At 68.9% G+C, this 19556-nt stretch carries 18 protein-coding genes; 5 read left to right on the top strand and 13 right to left on the bottom strand.

What is annotated here, in order from left to right; all coding sequences use genetic code 11:
* Positions 1 to 38: 38 nt before the first annotated feature.
* From QRN26_RS11255 to guaB, 3 genes are all read right to left on the bottom strand, one after another.
* The gene (locus tag QRN26_RS11255; protein WP_285036789.1) at positions 39 to 1772 is read right to left on the bottom strand and encodes a glycerol-3-phosphate dehydrogenase/oxidase; all 1734 of its coding nucleotides are present in this window, start codon (positions 1770 to 1772) and stop codon (positions 39 to 41) included.
* 139 nt (positions 1773 to 1911) lie between these two features.
* A complete protein-coding gene (locus QRN26_RS11250; RefSeq protein WP_056778711.1) occupies positions 1912 to 3030 on the bottom strand; it encodes a GuaB3 family IMP dehydrogenase-related protein in 1119 nt (372 codons plus the stop codon).
* An 85-nt stretch (positions 3031 to 3115) separates the two neighbouring features.
* Complete coding sequence (gene guaB, locus QRN26_RS11245; RefSeq protein WP_056008033.1) at positions 3116 to 4618, bottom strand: IMP dehydrogenase; 1503 nt, start codon at positions 4616 to 4618, stop codon at positions 3116 to 3118.
* Between the two features lie 315 nt (positions 4619 to 4933).
* On the opposite strand from guaB, the gene QRN26_RS11240 reads away from it, so the two are divergent.
* From QRN26_RS11240 to QRN26_RS11225, 4 genes are read left to right on the top strand one after another with little or no spacing between them, the layout of a single operon-like run.
* Positions 4934 to 6151, top strand: coding sequence for a branched-chain amino acid ABC transporter permease (locus QRN26_RS11240; RefSeq protein WP_056011452.1), 1218 nt, complete (start codon positions 4934 to 4936; stop codon positions 6149 to 6151).
* A 10-nt stretch (positions 6152 to 6161) separates the two neighbouring features.
* Positions 6162 to 7142, top strand: a complete 981-nt coding sequence (locus QRN26_RS11235) for a branched-chain amino acid ABC transporter permease (protein ID WP_056008035.1) — start codon at positions 6162 to 6164, stop codon at positions 7140 to 7142.
* Positions 7132 to 8103, top strand: coding sequence for an ABC transporter ATP-binding protein (locus QRN26_RS11230; protein WP_056008038.1), 972 nt, complete (start codon positions 7132 to 7134; stop codon positions 8101 to 8103). The genes QRN26_RS11235 and QRN26_RS11230 overlap by 11 nt, the downstream gene beginning before the upstream one ends.
* A complete protein-coding gene (locus tag QRN26_RS11225) occupies positions 8100 to 8876 on the top strand; it encodes an ABC transporter ATP-binding protein (protein ID WP_056008041.1) in 777 nt (258 codons plus the stop codon). The genes QRN26_RS11230 and QRN26_RS11225 overlap by 4 nt, the downstream gene beginning before the upstream one ends.
* Before the next feature lie 1290 nt (positions 8877 to 10166).
* On the opposite strand, the gene QRN26_RS11220 is transcribed toward QRN26_RS11225, so the two are convergent.
* The 3 genes from QRN26_RS11220 to groES all read right to left on the bottom strand — a co-directional run bounded on the left by QRN26_RS11220 (position 10167) and on the right by groES (position 13064).
* Entirely contained in the window at positions 10167 to 11447 is a 1281-nt protein-coding gene (locus tag QRN26_RS11220; protein ID WP_056778717.1) for an ABC transporter substrate-binding protein, read from the bottom strand.
* A gap of 187 nt (positions 11448 to 11634) precedes the next feature.
* A complete protein-coding gene (gene rarD / locus QRN26_RS11215; protein ID WP_056011455.1) occupies positions 11635 to 12540 on the bottom strand; it encodes an EamA family transporter RarD in 906 nt (301 codons plus the stop codon).
* Between the two features lie 227 nt (positions 12541 to 12767).
* The gene (gene groES / locus QRN26_RS11210; protein WP_056008047.1) at positions 12768 to 13064 is read right to left on the bottom strand and encodes a co-chaperone GroES; all 297 of its coding nucleotides are present in this window, start codon (positions 13062 to 13064) and stop codon (positions 12768 to 12770) included.
* A 158-nt stretch (positions 13065 to 13222) separates the two neighbouring features.
* Between groES and QRN26_RS11205 the strand changes: the two genes are divergently transcribed.
* Positions 13223 to 14416, top strand: a complete 1194-nt coding sequence (locus QRN26_RS11205; protein WP_056008049.1) for a class I SAM-dependent methyltransferase — start codon at positions 13223 to 13225, stop codon at positions 14414 to 14416.
* Positions 14417 to 14479: 63 nt separating this feature from the next.
* On the opposite strand, the gene QRN26_RS11200 is transcribed toward QRN26_RS11205, so the two are convergent.
* From QRN26_RS11200 to QRN26_RS11170, 7 genes are all read right to left on the bottom strand, one after another.
* Positions 14480 to 15181, bottom strand: coding sequence for a DUF4190 domain-containing protein (locus QRN26_RS11200; protein WP_056008052.1), 702 nt, complete (start codon positions 15179 to 15181; stop codon positions 14480 to 14482).
* 113 nt (positions 15182 to 15294) lie between these two features.
* Positions 15295 to 16353 carry a tRNA (adenosine(37)-N6)-threonylcarbamoyltransferase complex transferase subunit TsaD gene (gene tsaD, locus QRN26_RS11195; protein WP_285036780.1) on the bottom strand — a complete coding sequence of 353 codons (1059 nt, stop codon included), beginning with the start codon at positions 16351 to 16353 and terminating at the stop codon, positions 15295 to 15297.
* Positions 16350 to 16886, bottom strand: a complete 537-nt coding sequence (gene rimI, locus QRN26_RS11190) for a ribosomal protein S18-alanine N-acetyltransferase (protein WP_285036778.1) — start codon at positions 16884 to 16886, stop codon at positions 16350 to 16352. The genes tsaD and rimI overlap by 4 nt, the downstream gene beginning before the upstream one ends.
* Positions 16883 to 17512 carry a tRNA (adenosine(37)-N6)-threonylcarbamoyltransferase complex dimerization subunit type 1 TsaB gene (gene tsaB, locus QRN26_RS11185; protein WP_285036776.1) on the bottom strand — a complete coding sequence of 210 codons (630 nt, stop codon included), beginning with the start codon at positions 17510 to 17512 and terminating at the stop codon, positions 16883 to 16885. Before tsaB ends, rimI begins: the two co-directional genes overlap by 4 nt.
* Before the next feature lie 10 nt (positions 17513 to 17522).
* The gene (gene tsaE / locus QRN26_RS11180; RefSeq protein WP_056008061.1) at positions 17523 to 18023 is read right to left on the bottom strand and encodes a tRNA (adenosine(37)-N6)-threonylcarbamoyltransferase complex ATPase subunit type 1 TsaE; all 501 of its coding nucleotides are present in this window, start codon (positions 18021 to 18023) and stop codon (positions 17523 to 17525) included.
* Complete coding sequence (alr, locus tag QRN26_RS11175) at positions 18020 to 19174, bottom strand: alanine racemase (RefSeq protein WP_285036774.1); 1155 nt, start codon at positions 19172 to 19174, stop codon at positions 18020 to 18022. Before alr ends, tsaE begins: the two co-directional genes overlap by 4 nt.
* The gene (locus QRN26_RS11170) at positions 19174 to 19530 is read right to left on the bottom strand and encodes a holo-ACP synthase (RefSeq protein WP_056008067.1); all 357 of its coding nucleotides are present in this window, start codon (positions 19528 to 19530) and stop codon (positions 19174 to 19176) included. Before QRN26_RS11170 ends, alr begins: the two co-directional genes overlap by 1 nt.
* Between the last annotated feature and the right edge of the window lie 26 nt (positions 19531 to 19556).

Genomic DNA, 19556 nt, shown 5'->3' with positions numbered 1-19556 from the left:
GGCCCGCAGCGGTTGCGCTGCGGGCGATCACCGGACGGTCAGGCCCCCGGGACGATGTCCGGTGCCTCGAGCCGCACGCGGTCGGCGGCCTCGTCGTTCGGCTGTTCCTGGGACGCCCGCTCGGCGGTGACGCGCTCGAGGTAGTACGAGACCTCCTTGGCGATCCGTTCCTCGTCCCACCCGAGGACGCCTCCCATGAGCTTGGCCGCGACCGGAGCCGCCGACACACCGCGGTCCCAGGCCTCGATGGAGATCCGTGTCCGGCGAGCGAGGACGTCGTCGAGGTGGAGGGCACCCTCGTGGGACGCCGCGTAGACGACCTCGGCGCCGATGTAGTCGTCGGCTCCGGGGAGCGGCTCGGCGAGCGTCGGGTCCTCTTTGAGGAGGTCGAGCAGCTCGTCGGTGAGCACGCCGTAGCGGTTCAACAGGTGCTCGATCCGTGCGGTGTGGACGCCGAACGCACGAGCGATCTTGCCGCGCTTGTTCCACGCGGCCTGGTATCCCTCGGCACCGAGCAGCGCGATGTTCTCCGTCGCGCTGGCCGGGATCTTCCCGTCCAGGGCGTCGACGGCGGCGTCGATCGCGTCCTTCGCCATCACCCGGTACGTGGTCCACTTGCCACCGGCGATCACGACGAGACCCGGCACCGAGTGGGCGACGAGGTGCTCGCGCGACAGCTTCGAAGTCTGCTCCGACTCCCCCGCGAGCAAGGGACGGAGCCCGGCGAAGACCCCCTCGACGTCCTCGCGGGTGAGCGGGACGGCGAGGACGGCGTTGACGCGCTCCAGCAGGTAGTCGATGTCAGCGGCCGTCGCCGCCGGGTGCGCCTTGTCGAGGTGCCAGTCGGTGTCGGTCGTGCCGATGAGCCAGTGGCGGCCCCAGGGGATGACGAAGAGGACGCTCTTCTCGGTGCGCAGCAGGAGACCCATGCTCGACTGGAACCGGTCGCGGGGCACGACGAGGTGGATGCCCTTCGAGGCGCGGACCTTGAACTGGCCGCGCTCCCCCACCATCGACTGGGTGTCGTCGGTCCACACACCCGTCGCGTTCACGACCTGCTTGGCCCGGATCTCGAACCGTTCGTCGGTCTGGAGGTCGTGCGCCTTCACGCCGACGACCCGCTGGCCGACCTTGATGAACCCCTCGACACGCACCCGGCTGGCCACGTGCGCGCCGTAGGCGGAGGCCGTCCGAGCGAGGGAGGCGACGTAGCGCGCGTCGTCGACCTGGGCGTCGTAGTAGGTCAGGCCACCGACGAAGGCGTCCGACTTCAGGCTCGGGATGGAGCTGAGCACCTGGCGCTTCGACAGGTGTCGGTGGTGCGGGACGCCCGGCGGACGGCCACCCGTCCAGCTGAAGAGGTCGTACAGGAGCATGCCGGCGCCGATGTACAACCGCTCGAACACCGGTTTGTTGAGCGGGTACAGGAAGCGGACGGGCTTCACGAGGTGCGGGGCGATGCGCTGCAACAGCAGCCCGCGTTCGATGAGGGCCTCACGGACGAGCCGGAAGTCGAGCTGCTCGAGGTAGCGGATACCGCCGTGCACGAGCTTGGAGGAACGGCTGGAGGTACCGCTCGCCCAGTCGCGGGCCTCGAGCAGGCCGGTGCTCAGACCGCGGGTGACCGCATCGAGCGCCGCTCCCGTACCGACGATGCCGCCGCCGACGACGAGGATGTCGAGTTCTTTGCTCTTCAGCGCTTCGATCGCGGCGTCGCGTTCCTCCATCCCCAGCTTGGTGGATCGGGACACGTTGTTGGGCGTGGTGGCCATCGTCGAACTCCGCTCGCTGGAACCGCCCTCGCGACGGTCCTGCACTGCAGGAGCTCGTCTGCGAGGCTCTGCTTCCGAGGCTAGCGCCGAGCTTCCGAGCCGACAACCGCTTGCGGGAACCCGTGGGCTCCCGCAAGCGTCAGTTGCCCTGGTACGGCGCGACGACGACCTCGACGCGCTGGAACTCCTTGAGGTCCGAGTATCCGGTGGTGGCCATCGAGCGACGGAGCGCACCGATGAGGTTGGCGGTGCCGTCCGACTTCGGCGACGGCCCGTACAGGATCTCCTCGAGCGTGGCGACGGTCCCGACCTCGACACGACGACCGCGCGGCAGCTGCAGGTGGTGCGCCTCGGCACCCCAGTGCCAGCCACCACCCGGCGCATCGGTCGCACGGGCGAGTGCGGTGCCGAGCATGACGGCGTCGGCACCCATCGCGACGGCCTTAACGATGTCGCCGGAGGTGCCGAGACCGCCGTCGGCGATGACGTGGACGTACCGGCCGCCCGACTCGTCGAGGTAGTCGCGGCGAGCGCCGGCCACGTCGGCCACCGCGGTCGCCATGGGTGCGTGGATCCCGAGCGAGGCGCGCGTGGTGGAGGCCGCGCCGCCGCCGAAGCCGACGAGTACGCCGGCCGCACCGGTCCGCATGAGGTGCAGCGCCGCCGTGTAGGTGGCCGCACCGCCCACGATGACCGGGACGTCGAGTTCGTAGATGAACTTCTTGAGGTTGAGCGGCTCCTGGTTCTTGGAGACGTGCTCGGCGGACACGGTCGTGCCGCGGATCACGAAGAGGTCGACACCCGCGGCGACGACGGTCTCGTAGAGCTCCTGCGTGCGCTGCGGCGACAGGGCCGCCGCGACGGTCACGCCGGCGGCGCGGATCTCGGCCAGGCGAGCGGTCACGAGTTCGGGCTTGATGGGCTCGGCGTAGATCTCCTGCATGCGAGCGGTCGCGCGACCGACGGGCAGCGAGCGGATCTCGGCGAGGAGCGGCTCCGGGTCCTCGTACCGGGTCCAGAGGCCCTCGAGGTCGAGGACGCCGACCCCGCCCAGCTGGCCCATCATGATCGCGGTCGTCGGCGAGACGACGGAGTCCATGGGTGCCGCGAGCACGGGGATCTCGAACTGGTAGGCGTCGATGGACCACGACACCGAGACGTCCTGCGGGTCGCGGGTCCGCCGCGACGGGACGACGGCGATGTCGTCGAAGGCAAACGCGCGCCGGGCGCGCTTTGACCGGCCGATCTCAATATCCATGCTCACCCGACCAGCCTATCGGTCGCCTACGACGACGACGGTCCGGCAGGCGGGCGCCTGCCGGACCGTCGAGGTCACGCGGGGGTCACTTGCGGTAGTTCGGCGCCTCGACCACGATCTGCACGTCGTGCGGGTGCGACTCCTTGAGACCGGCGGAGGTGATGCGGACGAACTTGCCCTTCGCCTTCAGCTCGCCGATGTTGCGTGCGCCGACGTAGAACATGGACTGACGCAGCCCGCCGATGAGCTGGTACGCGACGGCCGAGACCGGTCCGCGGTATGGCACCTGGCCCTCGATGCCCTCGGGGATCAGCTTGTCGTCGCTCGGGACGTCGGCCTGGAAGTAGCGGTCCTTGGAGTAGGACGTCTTCTCGCCACGCGTCTGCATGGCTCCGAGCGAACCCATGCCCCGGTAGTTCTTGAACTGCTTGCCGCCGACGAACACGAGGTCGCCGGGGCTCTCGTCGGTACCGGCGAGGAGCGAACCGAGCATGACCGTGTCGGCACCGGCGACGAGGGCCTTGGCGATGTCGCCGGAGTACTGCAGGCCGCCGTCGGCGATGACCGGGACGTTCACCTCGCGGGCCGCGAGCGACGCCTCGTAGACCGCGGTCACCTGGGGCACGCCCACACCGGCGACGACACGGGTGGTGCAGATGGAGCCCGGACCGACGCCCACCTTGATGGCGTCGGCACCCGCCTCGATGAGGGCCTGGGCGCCTGACCGCGTCGCGACGTTGCCGCCGATGACGTCGACACCGGCGAACGCCGGGTCGGCCTTGAGCTTGCGGATGATGTCGAGCACGCCGGCACTCTCTCCGTTGGCGGTGTCGACCACGATGACGTCGACGCCGGCGTCGAGCAGCTGACCGGCACGGGACCAGGCGTCACCGAAGAAGCCGATGGCCGCGCCGACGCGGAGCCGACCGGAGTCGTCCTTCGTGGCGAGCGGGTACTTCTCGCTCTTGTCGAAGTCCTTGACGGTGATGAGGCCCTTGAGCTTGCCCGCCTCGTCGATGAGCGGCAGCTTCTCGATCCGGTGCTGGGCGAGGAGCGCCATGACCGCGTTGCGGTCGGTGCCGACGGGAGCCGTGACGAGGCCCGTGCTCGTCATGACCTCGCTGACCCGCGTGGTCGCCTTCTCGAACGGCGACACGAACCGCATGTCGCGGTTGGTGATGATGCCGACGAGCACGCCCTCACCGTTGACGACGGGGAGCCCTGAGATGCGGAACTGGCCGCACAGTTCGTCGACCTCGGCGACGGTGGCGTCGGCGGTCGTCGTGATCGGGTTCGTGATCATGCCCGACTCGCTCCGCTTGACGCGGTCGACCTGCTCGGCCTGGTCGGTGATCGAGAGGTTCCGATGCAGGATCCCGATGCCGCCCTCGCGAGCCATCGCGATCGCCATGCGTGCCTCGGTGACGGTGTCCATCGCACTCGACAGCAGCGGCGTGTTCACCGTGATCCGCTTCGTCAATCGGGACGAGGTCTCCGCCTCGCTCGGGATGACGTCGGTGTGCCCGGGGAGCAGCAGCACATCGTCATACGTGAGTCCTACGAATCCGAACGGATCAGGCTGGTCCATTTATCCCTCTCATAGCCACGAACACACCGGAGCAACGCAGACCTGCCGGTATCACCATCGTAACCGAGCAGGGCGTACCCCTATTCCACGATCCCGACAAAACCATGCGCAGAAATACGCACGGGCGAAACATGTAGGCAATAATCAGGTTCTATCGTCGAACAGCGTTGTCCGACGCAGGAGAACGGTCCACGAATGTGGGCTGGCACTGGAGGTGCAGTGAAGTTCGCTGGAACAACCCGAAACCCGAGACTGGCACGGAGATTCGTGCTCCTCATCGCCTTGCTGTTCGGGGCGATCACCCTCACGTCCGTCATGAGCGCCGTCCCGGCTCATGCCGACGAAGTGGGTGAGGAGTACGACTTCTACTTCGCTGGGAACGTCAAGTACGACGACAAACCACTCGACGGCGTGAACATCACGGTCGACGGCAACGGCTACAAGGCCGACGTCGACACCGATGCCGACGGCAAGTGGAAGATCGGCGTCCCCGAGAAAGGTACGTACAAGGTCACCCTCGACGAGGAGACCCTCCCGAAGGGCGTCATCGTCGCCGAAGGCGGCGCGACCATCGAGGCCGAGTTCGGCCTCACCCAATCGAAGTCCGTGAACTTCTTCCTCGGTGAGGGCGAACGCGTCACCGTCAGCTTCTGGGATCAGCTCGCCGAACGGCTCGTCAACGGGCTGAACTTCGGACTCATGCTCGCCCTGGCGGCCATCGGAGCGTCGCTCGTGTTCGGCACCACCGGCCTCAGCAACTTCGCCCACGCGGAGATGGTGACGTTCGGCGCGATCATGGCGCTCGTCTTCGGGGTGTTCCTGCAGTGGCCCATCTGGCTGGCCATCATCATCGCCCTCGCGTTGAGCGCCGCCTTCGGCTTCGCGCTCGACGCCGGCATCTGGAGACCCTTGAGACGCAAGGGCGTCGGCATCGTGCAGGTGATGATCGTCTCGATCGGCCTGTCGCTGGCGCTCCGCTACGTCTTCCTCTACTTCGTCGGCGGCGGCACCTTCCAGCTGCCCGGCTCCGGAGAGGAGAACATCAAGCTGTTCGGCACGGTGTCGCTCAGCGTGACCGACATGATCAGCATGGCCGTGAGCGTCGTGGTCCTCCTCGGCGTGGCCTGGTGGCTCATCAAGACGAAGACCGGCAAGGCGACGCGAGCGATCTCGGACAACCCGAGCCTCGCAGCGGCGAGCGGTATCGACGTCGACCGCGTGGTCCGTATCGTCTGGATCCTCGCAGCCACCCTCGCCGGCCTCTCCGGCATCCTGTGGGCGTACTTCCGACCCGGCATCAAGTGGGACATGGGAGCGCAGCTCCTCCTCCTCATCTTCGCGGCCATCACCCTCGGCGGGCTCGGAACCGCCTTCGGCGCCATGGTCGGCGCCCTCATCATCGGCATCCTCGTCGAAGTCTCGACGCTCTGGATCCCGTCTGACATCAAGTACGTCGGCGCCCTCGTGGTGCTCATCGCGGTGCTCCTCGTGAGACCGCAGGGCATCCTCGGACGTCGCGAGAGAATCGGTTAGGGGCACGCGCATGGACTGGGGAAGCATTCTCTCGAACACGCTCGCTTGGGTCATCAGCCCGGAGACGATCGCCTACGCGCTCGCAGCACTCGGATTGGCCGTGCACTTCGGCTATGGCGGGTTGTTGAACTTCGGTATGGCCGGGTTCATGGCGCTCGGCGCCTACGGCTACGCCATCTCGATCCTGAGCTTCGACCTCCCGTGGTGGGCCGGCATCATCGTCGGTTGCCTGGCATCGGTGGTCTTCGCCTTCATCCTCGGCATTCCGACGCTGCGATTGCGGGCCGATTATCTGGCCATCGTGACGATCGCCGCGGCGGAGATCGTCCGCCTGCTCTTCACCACGCAGGTCTTCGACGAGTACACCAACTCCGCTGACGGCCTCGGCAACTACCACGCCGGCTTCCGGGCCGCGAACCCGATCCCGGAGGGCATCTACGGCTTCGGCCCGTGGGAGCTCAACGCGAACCAGTGGTGGGTCCGGATCTTCGGCATCCTGCTGCTGGCCGTCGCCGCCCTCCTCGTGTTCCTCCTCATGCGCAGCCCCTGGGGCCGTGTCCTGAAGGGCATCCGCGAGGACGAGGACGCCGTGCGCGCCCTCGGCAAGAACGTGTTCGCGTACAAGATGCAGGCGCTCGTCGTCGGTGGCGTCTTCGGCGCACTCGGCGGGGTGGTGCTGGCACTGCCCTCCGCGGTCGTGCCCAGCGTGTACGTCACGAGCCTCACGTTCTTCATCTGGACGATCCTCCTGCTCGGTGGGGCCGCCACGGTCTTCGGACCGCTGCTCGGCTCGGTGATCTTCTGGGTGATCATGGCGTTCCTCTCGAACGTCCTCCCGGCGCTCGTGAAGGCCGACGTCCTGCCGTTCATGAGCTCGACGCAGGCGTCGACGCTCCGCTACGTGCTGGTGGGTGTCGCGCTCATGCTGATCGTCATCTTCAGGCCGCAAGGCATCCTCGGAAACAAGAAGGAGCTGACCTTTGTCAAGTAACAGCTCACCCACCTCGCGGCCGGTCAAGACCACCGGTCTCCACGTCGGCGAGATCGTCCCGGGCGTCAAGAAGGTCGACCCCATCCTCATCGCGGACCAGGTCACCCGGACCTTCGGCGGCCTGCAGGCGGTGAACGTGGAGCACCTGGAGGTGCCCCGCAACGCGATCACCGCCCTCATCGGTCCGAACGGTGCCGGTAAGACCACACTGTTCAACCTGCTGACCGGTTTCGACAAGCCCAACACCGGGACGTGGAACTTCGACGGCAAGAGCCTCGGCGGCGTCCCCGCGTTCAAGGTCGCCCGCATGGGTCAGGTCCGCACCTTCCAGCTGACCAAGGCGCTCGGTCTCCTCACCGTGCTCGAGAACATGAAGCTCGGAGCGACCGGTCAGACCGGCGAAGGCATCTTCTCGAGCCTCGTGAAGCCGCTCTGGCGGAAGCAGGAGGCGGACCTCGAGGTCAAGGCCATGGACTTGCTGCGACGGTTCAAGCTCGACACCAAGCGCGACGACTACGCCGCCAGCCTGTCCGGCGGCCAGCGCAAGCTCCTCGAGATGGCGCGGGCGCTCATGAGCGACCCGAAGCTCGTCATGCTCGACGAGCCGATGGCCGGCGTCAACCCGGCACTCACCCAGTCGCTGCTCGACCACATCCTGGCGCTGAAGGACGAGGGCATGACCGTGCTGTTCGTCGAGCACGACATGCAGATGGTGCGCCACATCGCCGACTGGGTGGTCGTCATGGCCGAGGGTCGCGTCGTCGCCGAAGGGCCGCCGGACACCGTCATGGAGAACCCGGCCGTCATCGACGCCTACCTCGGCAGCCACCAGGACGTCGACCTCGGTGTCGTGACCGGCCGGATCGCCGGCGAGGACAGCGCCGCAGCCGAAGAGCTGCTGGCCGAGATCGAAGATGAACGGCTCGCGGCTGGTGCCGAGCCCGAGGAGGAGCGGAAATGAGCGACGTGAAGGGCGCCCCCGTGGGCGGCACCGCGGTCAACACCGCCGAGATGGTCGTCGAGGTCAGCGATCTGACGGCCGGTTACCTGCCCGGGGTGAACATCCTCAACAGCGCGAACCTCACGGCGCGCAAGGGTGAACTCATCGGCATCATCGGGCCGAACGGCGCCGGCAAGTCGACGCTGCTCAAGGCGATCTTCGGGCAGGTGAAGGTGCGGAGCGGTCAAGTCCTCCTGAACGGTGAGGACATCACCGGGCTCCGGGCGAACAAGCTCGTGGCGCGTGGTGTGGGATTCGTCCCGCAGACGAACAACGTCTTCCCGAGCCTCACCATCGAGGACAACCTGAAGATGGGGCTGTTCCAGAAGCCGAAGCAGTACACCGAGCGTCTGGAGTTCGTCACCGGGATCTTCAGTGAACTCGGCAAGCGGCTCAAGCAGCGCGCCGGTTCGCTGTCCGGCGGTGAGCGGCAGATGGTCGCGATGTCGCGGGCGCTCATGATGGACCCGCACGTGCTGCTGCTCGACGAGCCGTCCGCTGGACTGTCGCCCGTCCGCCAGGACGACGCGTTCATCCGGGTCTCCGACATCAACAAGGCCGGTGTCACGACCATCATGGTCGAGCAGAACGCGCGTCGCTGTCTCCAGATCTGCGACCGTGGCTATGTGCTCGATCAGGGCCGCGACGCGTACACCGGCACCGGCCGTGAACTGCTGTCGGACGACAAGGTCATCGGACTCTACCTGGGCACGCTCGGCCAGGACGAGGACTGATCAGGGGTTCCCCACTCGCGGCTCGACGGGGACTTCGGTACCCTCGAACGTGCTCGTCCCAGCCATCGGCCGTGTGACGACCTGAAGCCACCGGAACCCGACCGGTGATCGAACCACAACTCCTCCCTCCCCCGAGGGGCACCGTCGCACCAAGACGGCCTCCTGAGACGGGGACGGAGGAGTTGTGCATTTCGGCCTCCCCTCCCCTCCTTGTGCCAGCGCGGTGCGCTGACGCGAGCGCGGTCCTGGCGCGTGAGCGCGGGTCTCCGGAGCCCCGCGCTCACGCGCCCCACCCGCGCTCACGCCGAGTCACCTCCACCGCGGCACAGCGACCCGCGCTGACGCCCGTGACCAGCAGTGACGCCAGCGCACCGCGCTGGGCACCATCCCCGGCTCGCTTCACCGCGAGCTGGGCGAGTGGCCGTTTCCACACCTACCCTCTCCTCCGTGTTGAAGCGCCACGGAACGGGCACGGTGAATCGATGGAATCCTTCGATCTGAACCTGCTCATCCGCCCGAACGGCCTCCTCCTCGTCCGAGACGCACGTCGGGTCGGTGCCGAGCGTCTGGTGAGTGCTGCTCATCGCGACGGAGACCTGGTGCGTCTGCGAAAAGGCATCTACGTCCCTGAACCGACCTGGCGATCCCTGTCCCCCGATGACCGCTACCGCCTCCGGATCGACGCGGCGGCCGTCGCCCTCCGGAAGGACGCCCTGTTCAGCCACTACTCGGCTGCGCGGCTCTGGGGACTCCCGATCGTCGGCCCATGGCCTGTCGAGGTGCACACGTTGACGAGCGGCGACCGCGGAGGACGCTCAGCGCCGGGAAGACCGGCTGCGCGCGCTCGGCTACACCGTCGTCCGCGCCACTTGGGAGGACCTCGTCCATCCGAGCCGGCTCGCTGCGAAGCTCGAGCGCGCCGGGCTGCAGCGCGCGTTCCGCTGACCCGTGCCCCTGCGTTCACTGCCAGCGCGGTGCGCTGACGTGAGCGCGCAGTACCATCCGTCAGCGCGGTGCGCTGACGTGAGCGCGCCCCACTGTGCAACACCTCTGGCGAACGGGCGTGAGCGCGCCCGAGGCGCGTGAGCGCGGGTCTCCGGAGACCCGCGCTCACGCGCTGAACCCGCGCTCGCGTCAGCGCACCGCGCTGGCACCACCACCACCACCACCACCACCACCACCACCACCACCACCACCACCACCACCAGCGCGAGGTCTGGCGGGAGCTGTCGGGGCCGGACACGACGAAGGCCCCGGATCGCTCCGGGGCCTCGTCAGTCGCTCAGGCGACTAGTTGGTGCGGGTGTACTTGTTGTCGTCACCGTACTGGTAGATACCGATGGTCGCCTCGGTCGGGTCACCGTTCTCGTCGAAGGTGATCGGACCGGAGTTTCCGTCGTAGTCGATCTTCTTGCCTTCGGCGATGGCCTTCGCACCCTCTTCGAAGGTGGACACCTTCTCGCCGTCGTCCTTACCACCGGACACGGACTGGAGCTCGCCTGCCATGTCGGCGCCCTCGGTCGAGCCCGCCTGCAGCGCCGCGAGGGCGAGCAGGATGACCGCGTCGTAGGATTCGGCCGCGTAGCTGTAGTCCTTCAGCGGCTCGCCACCCTCGTCCTTCACGAACGCCTGGAGGCGGTCGGTGAAGTCACCGAGCTTGGCGGTGTCGAGACCGGGCAGCGTTCCCTTGGCGCCCGTGAGGGTGCCGGGAGCGAAGTCCGCGCTGTAGTCGGCGAGGTTGCCGTCGACGAAGTAGAGCTTGTCAGACGGGAACCCGGCGAGACCGGGGACGATCGTCTTGGTCTCCTCGAACGCGATGATCGCGATCGCGTCGGGGTTCTCCGCCTTGACCGCGCTGATCTGCGCGTCGAAGGAGGTGTCGCCCGTGTTGTACGACTGCTCGGCGACCACTTCACCGCCGGCGCTCTCGAACGCCTCCTTGGTGAACTTCGCCAGGCCGGTGCCGTACGAGTCGTTCAGGTAGATGATGCCGAGGGTGGCGTTGCCGTCCTCCGCGATCAGGTTCCCGAGGACCTCGCCCTGCAGCACGTCGGACGGCGCCGTCCGCCAGTAGAGACCGTTGTCGTCCCACGTCGTGAAGTCGGCGGAGGTGTTCGCCGGGGAGAACTGGATGACGCCTGCGCCGGTGACTTCGTCGATGAAGAGCTTCGACACACCCGACGACGCCGCACCGATGATGGCGGTGACGCCCTCGGAGAGCAGACGGGGGACCTCGGTCGCGTACGCCTTGTTGTCGGAGTCACCCGAGTCGCCGAGCGTCAGGTCGATCTTGATGCCCAGGTTGGCGTCGTTGACCTCCTTGACCGCGAGACCGACACCGGCTTCCTCGGGCGGGCCGAGGAACGCAAGGTTGCCCGTCTGGGGCAACGCGGTGCCGAGCTTCAGGGTGAGGTCGCCAGCAGGCTTGCTGCTGCCGCTGCCACTGTCGTCACTGCCACCTGAGGCGCATCCGCTCAGGACCAGCGCGCTGGCTCCGATCAGTGCGATGCCACCGAGAACGATGGCACGAGGGCGGGAGCGAGCGGCCGTGGCCTTCGAAAAGACGCTCATGGTACTCCTTGCTTGTCAGAAGAGTGGCAGCTCCAGGGGCTGCCGTTGTGTCAAGTTATCCGCTGAGAGTGCGCTGGACAATGTCGTTGACGTTACAAGCGTGTAACACGACCAAATCGTTACCTCAGAGGTACCGGTTTCGCGTCTTTCCTGCAGTGGTCGCGCGATCAGCGCCGGAATCCGCTGTTCAGACCCTCGCGGCGCGGCGTCGATCGGCGGCCGCGGACCGTCGGCTGCGCGCGGACGCCACGAGCATGTCGACCGTGAGGATGGCGAGTGCCAACCAGACGAGTCCGAAGCCCAGCCACCGCTCCGGCGGCATCGCCTCGTGGAGGACCGCCACGCCGACGACGAACTGGATGATCGGCGCGAAGTACTGGATGAACCCCATCCAGGTGAGCGGCAACCGCCGAGCCGCCGCGGCGAACAGCAGGAGCGGGACGGCGGTGATGACACCGGCACCGACCAGCAGGAGCGTGTGCCCCACTCCGGCGGTGCCGATCGTGAGCCCGCCGGAGACACCGACGGCGATGAGCTGCGCGATCGCGACAGGCGTCAGCCAAGCCGTCTCGAGCGTCAGACCCGACACCGCGTCGACCACACCACCGACCTGCTTCTTGATGTAGCCGTACAGGCCGAAGGAGAAGGCGAGGATGAGGGCGATCCACGGGACGCTGCCGTGCCCGATCGCGAGGACGAGCACCGCGATCACGCTGACGACCACTGCGGCCCACTGCGCGGGACGAAGCCGCTCGCGGAGGAAGAAGACGCCGAGGAAGACGGTGACGATCGGGTTGATGAAGTACCCGAGCGAGGCCTCGACCACCTGCCCGTTGAGGGCTCCGTAGACGTAGGTCTGCCAGTTGACGTAGATGAGCGCGCCGGCCAACCCCATCGTGAGCACGATGCGCCGCTGCCGCAGGATCCCGAGCAGGCGACGCCAGGAGCGCGTCACGAGGATGAGCACGGCGCAGAACACGAGGGAGAACACGATCCGCCAGGCGACCACCTCGAAGGCTCCGGCCGGCGCGAGCGCGATGAAGTAGAGCGGCAGTGCTCCCCAGAGGCAGTACGCGGCGACGGCCGAGATCAGGCCCGACCGGCTCCCCTGCTGTGGGACCTCGACCCCTGAACGCCCGCGCGCCGCTCCGGCGGCGAGCTCGACATCGACTTCGACTTCCGCTGGATCGCTCGGGTTCTGCACTGGTCCAGGCTAGACCCGCGGCGGGCTGGCCGACCTCGTGAAACGGACACAGCCCGAACGGCTGATGCCATTCGGGCTGTGGAGCGGCCTGAGCCGCTCGGTTCGTTCGTCGGTGTCTAGCGGACGACGACGGCGAGGACGTCGCGCGCGGACAGGACCAGGTAGTCCTCACCGGCGTACTTGACCTCGGTGCCGCCGTACTTGGAGTAGATCACCTTGTCGCCGACGGCGACGTCGAGGGGGACGCGGTTGCCGTTGTCGTCGATGCGACCGGGTCCGACCGCCACGACCTCGCCCTCCTGGGGCTTCTCCTTGGCGGTGTCGGGGATGACCAGACCGGAAGCGGTGGTCTGCTCTGCCTCGACCTGCTTGATGACGATGCGATCCTCGAGCGGCTTGATGGAGACCGACACGGTTGACCTCTTTCTTGAAACGAAGACGTTGTTAGCACTCACACTGCGAGAGTGCTGATTCCAGTCTAGGCATCTTCTGGCACTCACGCAATGCGAGTGCCAATCACCGGCTGCTAGCGTTGCCGGATGCACCCAGCTCCGCGAGAAGTCCGCTGACCATGGAACGATCGGAACTCGTGGAGCTCCTGACGGCCGAGGGGCTCAGACTCCTCGACTCGCTCCCGCCCTACCCGTCCAAGGACGAGGCCGTCCGACTCGTCGGTCGGCTCCGGAACGAGGGGCACTCCCCCGCACTCGTCGCGGCCGTGCTCACGCAGTCGCGCCTCCGGCAGAAGGCGGTCGGCAAGTTCGGCCCCTTCGCCGACCGCATGCTGTTCACGGAGGCAGGCCTCGAACAGGCCACCCGCCTGCCCGTCGCCGCTCTGCACGCCGGGCGCTTCGCCCGGGCCGGCCTGACGCGCATCGCCGATCTCGGGAGCGGCATCGGCGCCGATTCGATGGCGATGGCCTCCCTCGACCTGGAGGTGACGGCGGTCGACATCGACGAGGTCACCGCCGCCATCGCGAGCTACAACCTGGCACCGTTCCCCTCGGCGACCGTCCGGAACGAAGCGGCCGAGGACGTCGCCCTCGAGGGGTTCGACGCCGTCTGGTTCGACCCGGCCCGGCGGACGGCAGGACACGCCGACACGGCGAGGCTCGCCAGCGCCGCCGACTACACCCCCTCCCTCGACACCGTCTTCGCCACGGCGGGCAGCCTCCCGGTCGGCGTCAAACTCGGGCCCGGCTTCGACCGCTCCCTCATCCCGGACGAAGCCGAGGCGCAGTGGGTCTCGGTCGACGGCCAACTCGTCGAGATGACCCTCTGGTTCGGCCCGCTCGCCCGACCGGGTGTCCGGCGTGCCGCGCTCCTGCTCGCTGACGGCGTCCACCACGAGCTCACGGCGGACGGCGACGCGGACGACGCCCCGGTCCGCGACCTCGGTGAGTACGTGCACGAACCCGACGGCTCCGTCATCCGCGCCCGTCTCATCGGCGACCTCGCCGTCCGCTTGGAGGCGGGCATGCTCGGTCAGGGCATCGCGTACCTCACCTCCGACAGCGCGACGACCTCGCCGTTCGCGTCGACGTTCCGTGTGCTCGAACGGCTCCCCATGGATGAGAAGACCCTCAAGCGGACGATGCGCGAGCGCGGGATCGGCGTCCTCGAGATCAAGAAGCGCGGCGTGGACATCGACCCGGCGACGTTCCGCAAACGGCTCGCGTTGCGCGGCGACCACTCGGCCACGATCATCCTCACGAGGATCGCGGGGAAGCACAGCGCCCTGCTGGTGGAGCGCGTCGCTCACTGACGTGCCGCCCCGTGCCTCGTGGGAGCGCTCGGTCACCGAGGCGACGCGCGTCCGCCGCGCCGACTAGGTCGAGACGTATCCGATGATGACGACGACGCTGTAGGCCAGCCAGCCGATCGAACAGGCGAGGCCGACGAAGCCGGTCACGAGCCCGGTCAGCGCGCGACCGCGAGCCCCCGGTTCGCGGCGGCGTGCTCCGAACCCGAGGACGATCGCGACGATCGACAGCGGGAAGCCCCAACCGACGAAGACCGACACGACGAGCCCGACGATCCCGCTGATGAGCGACCAGGTGCTGCGGGTCGTGGACGTGGTGGCGTCCGATGCGCCCGCCGATGCGGGCGGCTGCTGGTACGCGGCATATCCACCCTGGCTCGGAGCCTGGTACACGGCCGTCGGCACGGTCTGGAGGTACGTCGACTGCTCGCCCTGCCAAGCGGACGGAGCCGACTGCTGAGCCGGTCGGCCCGATGGAGCGGCGGGTGCGCCGGCGCGCCAGTCGGTGGCCGGCGGCGCGCCGTACCCCTGCTGGTCGGTCTGAGGCCACTGCTGCTGCGGTGAGGCCTGGTGGTAGGGCGGCTGCGGCTGCGAGGGCTGTTGTGCGGGCTGCTGGTAGGGCTGCTGCTGCTGAGCCGGCGGGTACTGATACCCCTGCGCCGGCTGACCGCCGTGCTCCGGCAGACCGGACTGCTGCTGCGGCTGCTGCGGTCCCGGCCCGCCGTCCTGGTGCGCGGGCCGTCCCTCGGGGTGCTGTTGCTCGTCCATCGCCGCTCCTTCGCTCCGTGACCGGGTACCGGCCCCATCCTATGCGTCGCGAGGTGGACGGGCTCGTCGAGGACGGCCGCGGCGACAGGGCCCCGCTCGAGCCTCGAGGACGTCTATTGGACCTGGATCTCCGTGACCGGCAGGGTCGAGTCGGCGCCGAAGTCGAGCGAGGAGGGCTCGCGTCCGGCGGAGATGAGCTGCGACGCGAGCGCCGCGATCATCGCCCCGTTGTCGGTGCACAACTGGAGCGGCGGGATGCGGAGTTCGATGCCCGCTGCCGCCGTGCGTTCGGCGGCGACCTCGCGGAGGCGGCCGTTCGCGATCACGCCACCGCCGAGCAGGAGGCGTGGCACACCGAGCTCGGTGCACGCCTTGACCGCCTTCGAGACGAGCACGTCGACGACGGCCTCGCGGAAGCTCGCCGCGACGTCGGCGACCGGCACCGGCTCTCCGGCGTCCTGCTTGGCCTCGACCCATCTGGCGACCGCGGTCTTCAGCCCGGAGAAGGAGAAGTCGTAGCGGTGACGCTCCATGTCCTTCGGCAGGCTGAGCCCTCGGGGGAAGCGGATCGCCTTCGGGTCGCCGCCGACCGCCGCCCGGTCGATCTGGGGGCCGCCCGGGTAGGGCAGACCGAGGATGCGCGCGACCTTGTCGAACGCTTCGCCCGCCGCGTCGTCGATGGTCTCGCCGAGGAGTTCGACGTCCGAGACGAGGTCCCGGACGAGGAGGAGCGAGGTGTGTCCACCCGACACGAGCAGCGCGATGGTCGGGTATTCGATCAGGCCGTCCTCGGAATCGAGCACGTCGGCGCCGACATGTCCGACGAGATGGTTGACCGCATACAGCGGCTTGCCGAGGGAGACGGCGAGCGCCTTCGCCGCTCCGACACCGACCATCAGTGCGCCGGACAGCCCCGGACCGCTCGTCACGGCGACGGCGTCGAGATCCGCCAGCGTGACGCCGGCTTCGGCGAGCGCCGTCATGAGGGTGGGCTGGAGCGCCTCGAGGTGTGCTCGCGCAGCCACCTCGGGGACGACTCCGCCGTATCTGGCGTGCTCGTCCATGCTGGACGCGATGGTGTTGGCGAGGAGTCGGTGTCCGCGGACGATACCGATGCCGGTCTCGTCGCAACTCGTCTCGATGCCGAGGACGAGCGGTTCGTCGCGGTTCATGCGATGCTCCCGGGGTGGTGGTCGGCCTGCTCGAGCGGAGGCTGCCCGTGCGTGGGCATCGGTGGCCGCGCCTGGACGGTGAGGCGCATGACGATGGCGTCGACGTCGTCCGGTTGGTAGTAGCCGGGTCGCACCCCGAGCTCCTCGAAGCCGAGGCTCCGGTACAGCGCGATCGCGACGGGGTTGTCGGCCCTGACCTCCAGGAACACCTGCGACACGTACTGCTGTCTCGCCTGCTCGATGAGCGCCTGCATGAGCAGACGCCCGAGCCCACCGCCTCTGGCGTGGCCGGCGACGGCGATGGTCTGGATGTCGGCGTCGTCGGAGCGCGAGGGTGCGAAGAGCCCGGCGTAGCCGGCCAGTGGGGCGTCCTCGGCGTCGACCTCGGTCGCGACGAGGTAGTGGCCGTGCAGCGAGGCGAGTTCGGCGCGCATCATCTCCGTCGACCACGCGTCGTTGAGGAACACGGTGCTCTCGAGCTCCATGATCGCGTCGAGGTCCGCGACGCCGGCCCGGCGCAGGAACCAGGTCATGCCGTCACCCGCTTGGCACCGGTGGACATCGTGACGTCGGGCGAGCGCAGGTAGAGGGGCTCCTCCCCCGCGAACGCTCCGTCGGAGGCGAGGAGCAGTGCCGCAATCCGGCCCAGGGCACCGGCAGGGACGACGACCGCGTCGAAACGGACGGCCTCCGTGCTCGGCAGATCCTTCGGTTTCGCCAGGGCGGGACCCTGGGCTCGGACGGGGAGACCGTTCGCGTCGAGCCCCGCGTAGGCCGACCAGTAGCGCTCGCGCCGCCGGGCGTCGGTGACGACCAGGAGCCCGGCGTCCGGCGCGGCCCGGCCGGTGCCGTACGCGTCGAGCGCGATGCCGTCGTGGCTCACGACGGGGTGGACCGGGAGGCCGGCCCCGACACCGAAGCTGCGTGCGGCCGCGATCCCGATCCGGAGTCCGGTGAAGGGCCCGGGGCCCATGCCGGCGACGACCCCGGTGAGGTCGGCGACGGCGACCCCCGCCTCGTCGAGCGAGCCGGCGATGAGCGTGCCGATCACCTCGGCGTGGCGCATCGGGTCGTCGGACGACCGTTCGGCGAGGATCACGCCGTCCAGGGAGACGACGGCGACGCTCGAGCCCGCGGATGTATCGATCGCCAACAGCACGTCGTCCAGCCTACCCGGGGTCGGTGGCGGGGTGCCGCGAGAGGGTGAGCGTCCGCCGCTCGATCGGTTCCTCACCGGCGTCGCTCGTGGTCGGCGCATCGCCGGCACCCGTCGGCCGCTCGATCACGAGCTCGAACCATTCGGGCACGACGCCGTCGAGGAGTCCGGCGCCCCACTCGACCACGACGACGGATCGGGCGAAGTCGATGTCGAGGTCGTCGAGCTCGAGCGCCGAGCCGAGCCGGTACGCGTCCACGTGCACGAGGGGCGGACCGCCGATGAGACTCGGGTGGGTGCGCGCCAGGACGAAGGTCGGGCTGGTGACCGGACCACGCACCCCGAGCCCCTCCCCGATCCCGCGTGTGAGGGTCGTCTTGCCAGCCCCGAGCGGCCCCGTCAGCACGAGCAGCTGGCCGGCGCGCAGTCCGGCGCCGAGCCGGACGCCGTACGCGTGCATCTCCTCCGGCGTCGCCACGTCGACCGTGCCCGGGGTGAGGACCTGATCCGTCATGACCGCTCCCTCGGCGTCCGCACCACTCGTGGCCCGATCCGGGTGACGAGTTCGTAGTTGATCGTCCCGGCGGCCTCAGCCCACTCCTCGACGCGGGGCGCGCCGGTGGCCGGGTCGCCGAAGAGGACGGCGTCGTCACCCACCGCGACCGGATCGTCTCCCACGTCGACGACGAACTGGTCCATGGCGATCCGGCCGGAGACCCGGTAGCGGCGGCCGTTGATCACGACGGGGCCGGCGTTCGAAGCGCTGCGGGGCACCCCGTCGGCGTAGCCCAGCGGGACGAGGGCGAGCGTCGTCGAGGAGTCCGCCCGGTAGCTGTAGTCGTAGGACACGCCGGTACCCGGCTCGACCCGGCGCACGGCGGCGACGGACGCCCGGAGCGTCATGACGGGGCGGAGACCGAAGGCGCCCGCCGAGCGCGCGGTGTCCTCGGTGGGTTCGAAGGGCGACAGCCCGTAGGCGGCGATCCCGAGACGCACGGCGTCGTACCGGAGCGACGGTTCGCCGAGGGCGGCCGCGGAGGCGGCCAGATGGAGACTCCGGGGCGTGAGCCCTGCGGCGGTGGCGAGGGCGACACCGCGCTCGAACCGCACGGCGGCGGCGGCGTCGTCCGCACCCGAGGTGTTCGACACATGCGAGAACAGACCGTCGATCCGGACGACACCGGAGCGCTCGGCTGCCGCGGCGGCCTGGAACAGCTCCGGCCAGTCGGCCTCGGCCGCCCCGTTCCGGCTGAGGCCGGTCTCGAGCTTGAACTGGACGACGGGCACCCCGGATCCGTGCTCCCTGGCCGCGTCGATCACGCGGTCGAGCTGCGCCACCGACGACAGACCGAGCTCGATCCCGGCGTCGAGCGCTGCACCGAAATCGGCGTCCGGTCCGTGCAACCAGGCCAGGACGGGTGCGGTGACCCCTGCCGCGCGGAGCGCGACCCCCTCGCGGATGTCGGCGACGCCGAGCCGGTCGGCACCGGCCTCGACGGCCGCCCGGGCGATCGCCGCGGCTCCGTGCCCGTAGGCGTCCGCCTTGACGACGACGATGAGTTCGGAGACGCCGGTGATCTCGCGCAGACGACGGACGTTGTGCTGGAGCGCCTCGAGGTCGATGATCGCCTCGCGCGTCGGACGCGTGTCGGAACCGCTCGGCATCAGCCCTCCCGCTCGGCGACGACGAAGGCCACGGCCACCCCGGCGTCGTGGGTCATGCTGAGGTGCAAGTTGGTGATGCCGCGCTCGGCGACGACCCCTGCCGTGACCCCGGACAGCTCGAAGTCGGGCTTCCCCTCCGGACCGTTCACGATCGCCATCTCCTGCCAACGGATCCCATCGGAGGAGCCCAGCGCCTTGATGAGCGCCTCCTTCGCGGCGAAGCGGCCCGCGAGCGATCGCAACGGCAACTCCCGCTCGGCGGGCACGAAGAGTCGGGCGAGGAGGTTCGGGGTCCGGGTCACGGCCCGCTCGAACCTCGCGAGGTCCACGAGGTCCACCCCGATACCGATGATCATCCTTCTACTCTACGGCTGACGCATCA

Origin of the sequence: Plantibacter sp. ME-Dv--P-095 (genome assembly GCF_030209365.1) — a bacterium.
GTDB lineage: Bacteria > Actinomycetota > Actinomycetes > Actinomycetales > Microbacteriaceae > Plantibacter.
This window is presented reverse-complemented; position numbering and strand designations above follow the sequence as displayed.

Excerpts from the sequence above, each read along its gene's own strand:
- QRN26_RS11255 (WP_285036789.1), bottom strand. The coding sequence starts at position 1,772 with ATGGCCACCACGCCCAACAACGTGTCCCGATCCACCAAGCTGGGGATG.
- QRN26_RS11250 (WP_056778711.1), bottom strand. The coding sequence starts at position 3,030 with ATGGATATTGAGATCGGCCGGTCAAAGCGCGCCCGGCGCGCGTTTGCC.
- guaB (WP_056008033.1), bottom strand. The coding sequence starts at position 4,618 with ATGGACCAGCCTGATCCGTTCGGATTCGTAGGACTCACGTATGACGAT.
- QRN26_RS11240 (WP_056011452.1), top strand. The coding sequence starts at position 4,934 with ATGAGCGCCGTCCCGGCTCATGCCGACGAAGTGGGTGAGGAGTACGAC.
- QRN26_RS11235 (WP_056008035.1), top strand. The coding sequence starts at position 6,162 with ATGGACTGGGGAAGCATTCTCTCGAACACGCTCGCTTGGGTCATCAGC.
- QRN26_RS11225 (WP_056008041.1), top strand. The coding sequence starts at position 8,100 with ATGAGCGACGTGAAGGGCGCCCCCGTGGGCGGCACCGCGGTCAACACC.
- QRN26_RS11220 (WP_056778717.1), bottom strand. The coding sequence starts at position 11,447 with ATGAGCGTCTTTTCGAAGGCCACGGCCGCTCGCTCCCGCCCTCGTGCC.
- QRN26_RS11205 (WP_056008049.1), top strand. The coding sequence starts at position 13,223 with ATGGAACGATCGGAACTCGTGGAGCTCCTGACGGCCGAGGGGCTCAGA.
- QRN26_RS11200 (WP_056008052.1), bottom strand. The coding sequence starts at position 15,181 with ATGGACGAGCAACAGCACCCCGAGGGACGGCCCGCGCACCAGGACGGC.
- tsaD (WP_285036780.1), bottom strand. The coding sequence starts at position 16,353 with ATGAACCGCGACGAACCGCTCGTCCTCGGCATCGAGACGAGTTGCGAC.
- rimI (WP_285036778.1), bottom strand. The coding sequence starts at position 16,886 with ATGACCTGGTTCCTGCGCCGGGCCGGCGTCGCGGACCTCGACGCGATC.
- tsaE (WP_056008061.1), bottom strand. The coding sequence starts at position 18,023 with ATGACGGATCAGGTCCTCACCCCGGGCACGGTCGACGTGGCGACGCCG.
- alr (WP_285036774.1), bottom strand. The coding sequence starts at position 19,174 with ATGCCGAGCGGTTCCGACACGCGTCCGACGCGCGAGGCGATCATCGAC.
- QRN26_RS11170 (WP_056008067.1), bottom strand. The coding sequence starts at position 19,530 with ATGATCATCGGTATCGGGGTGGACCTCGTGGACCTCGCGAGGTTCGAG.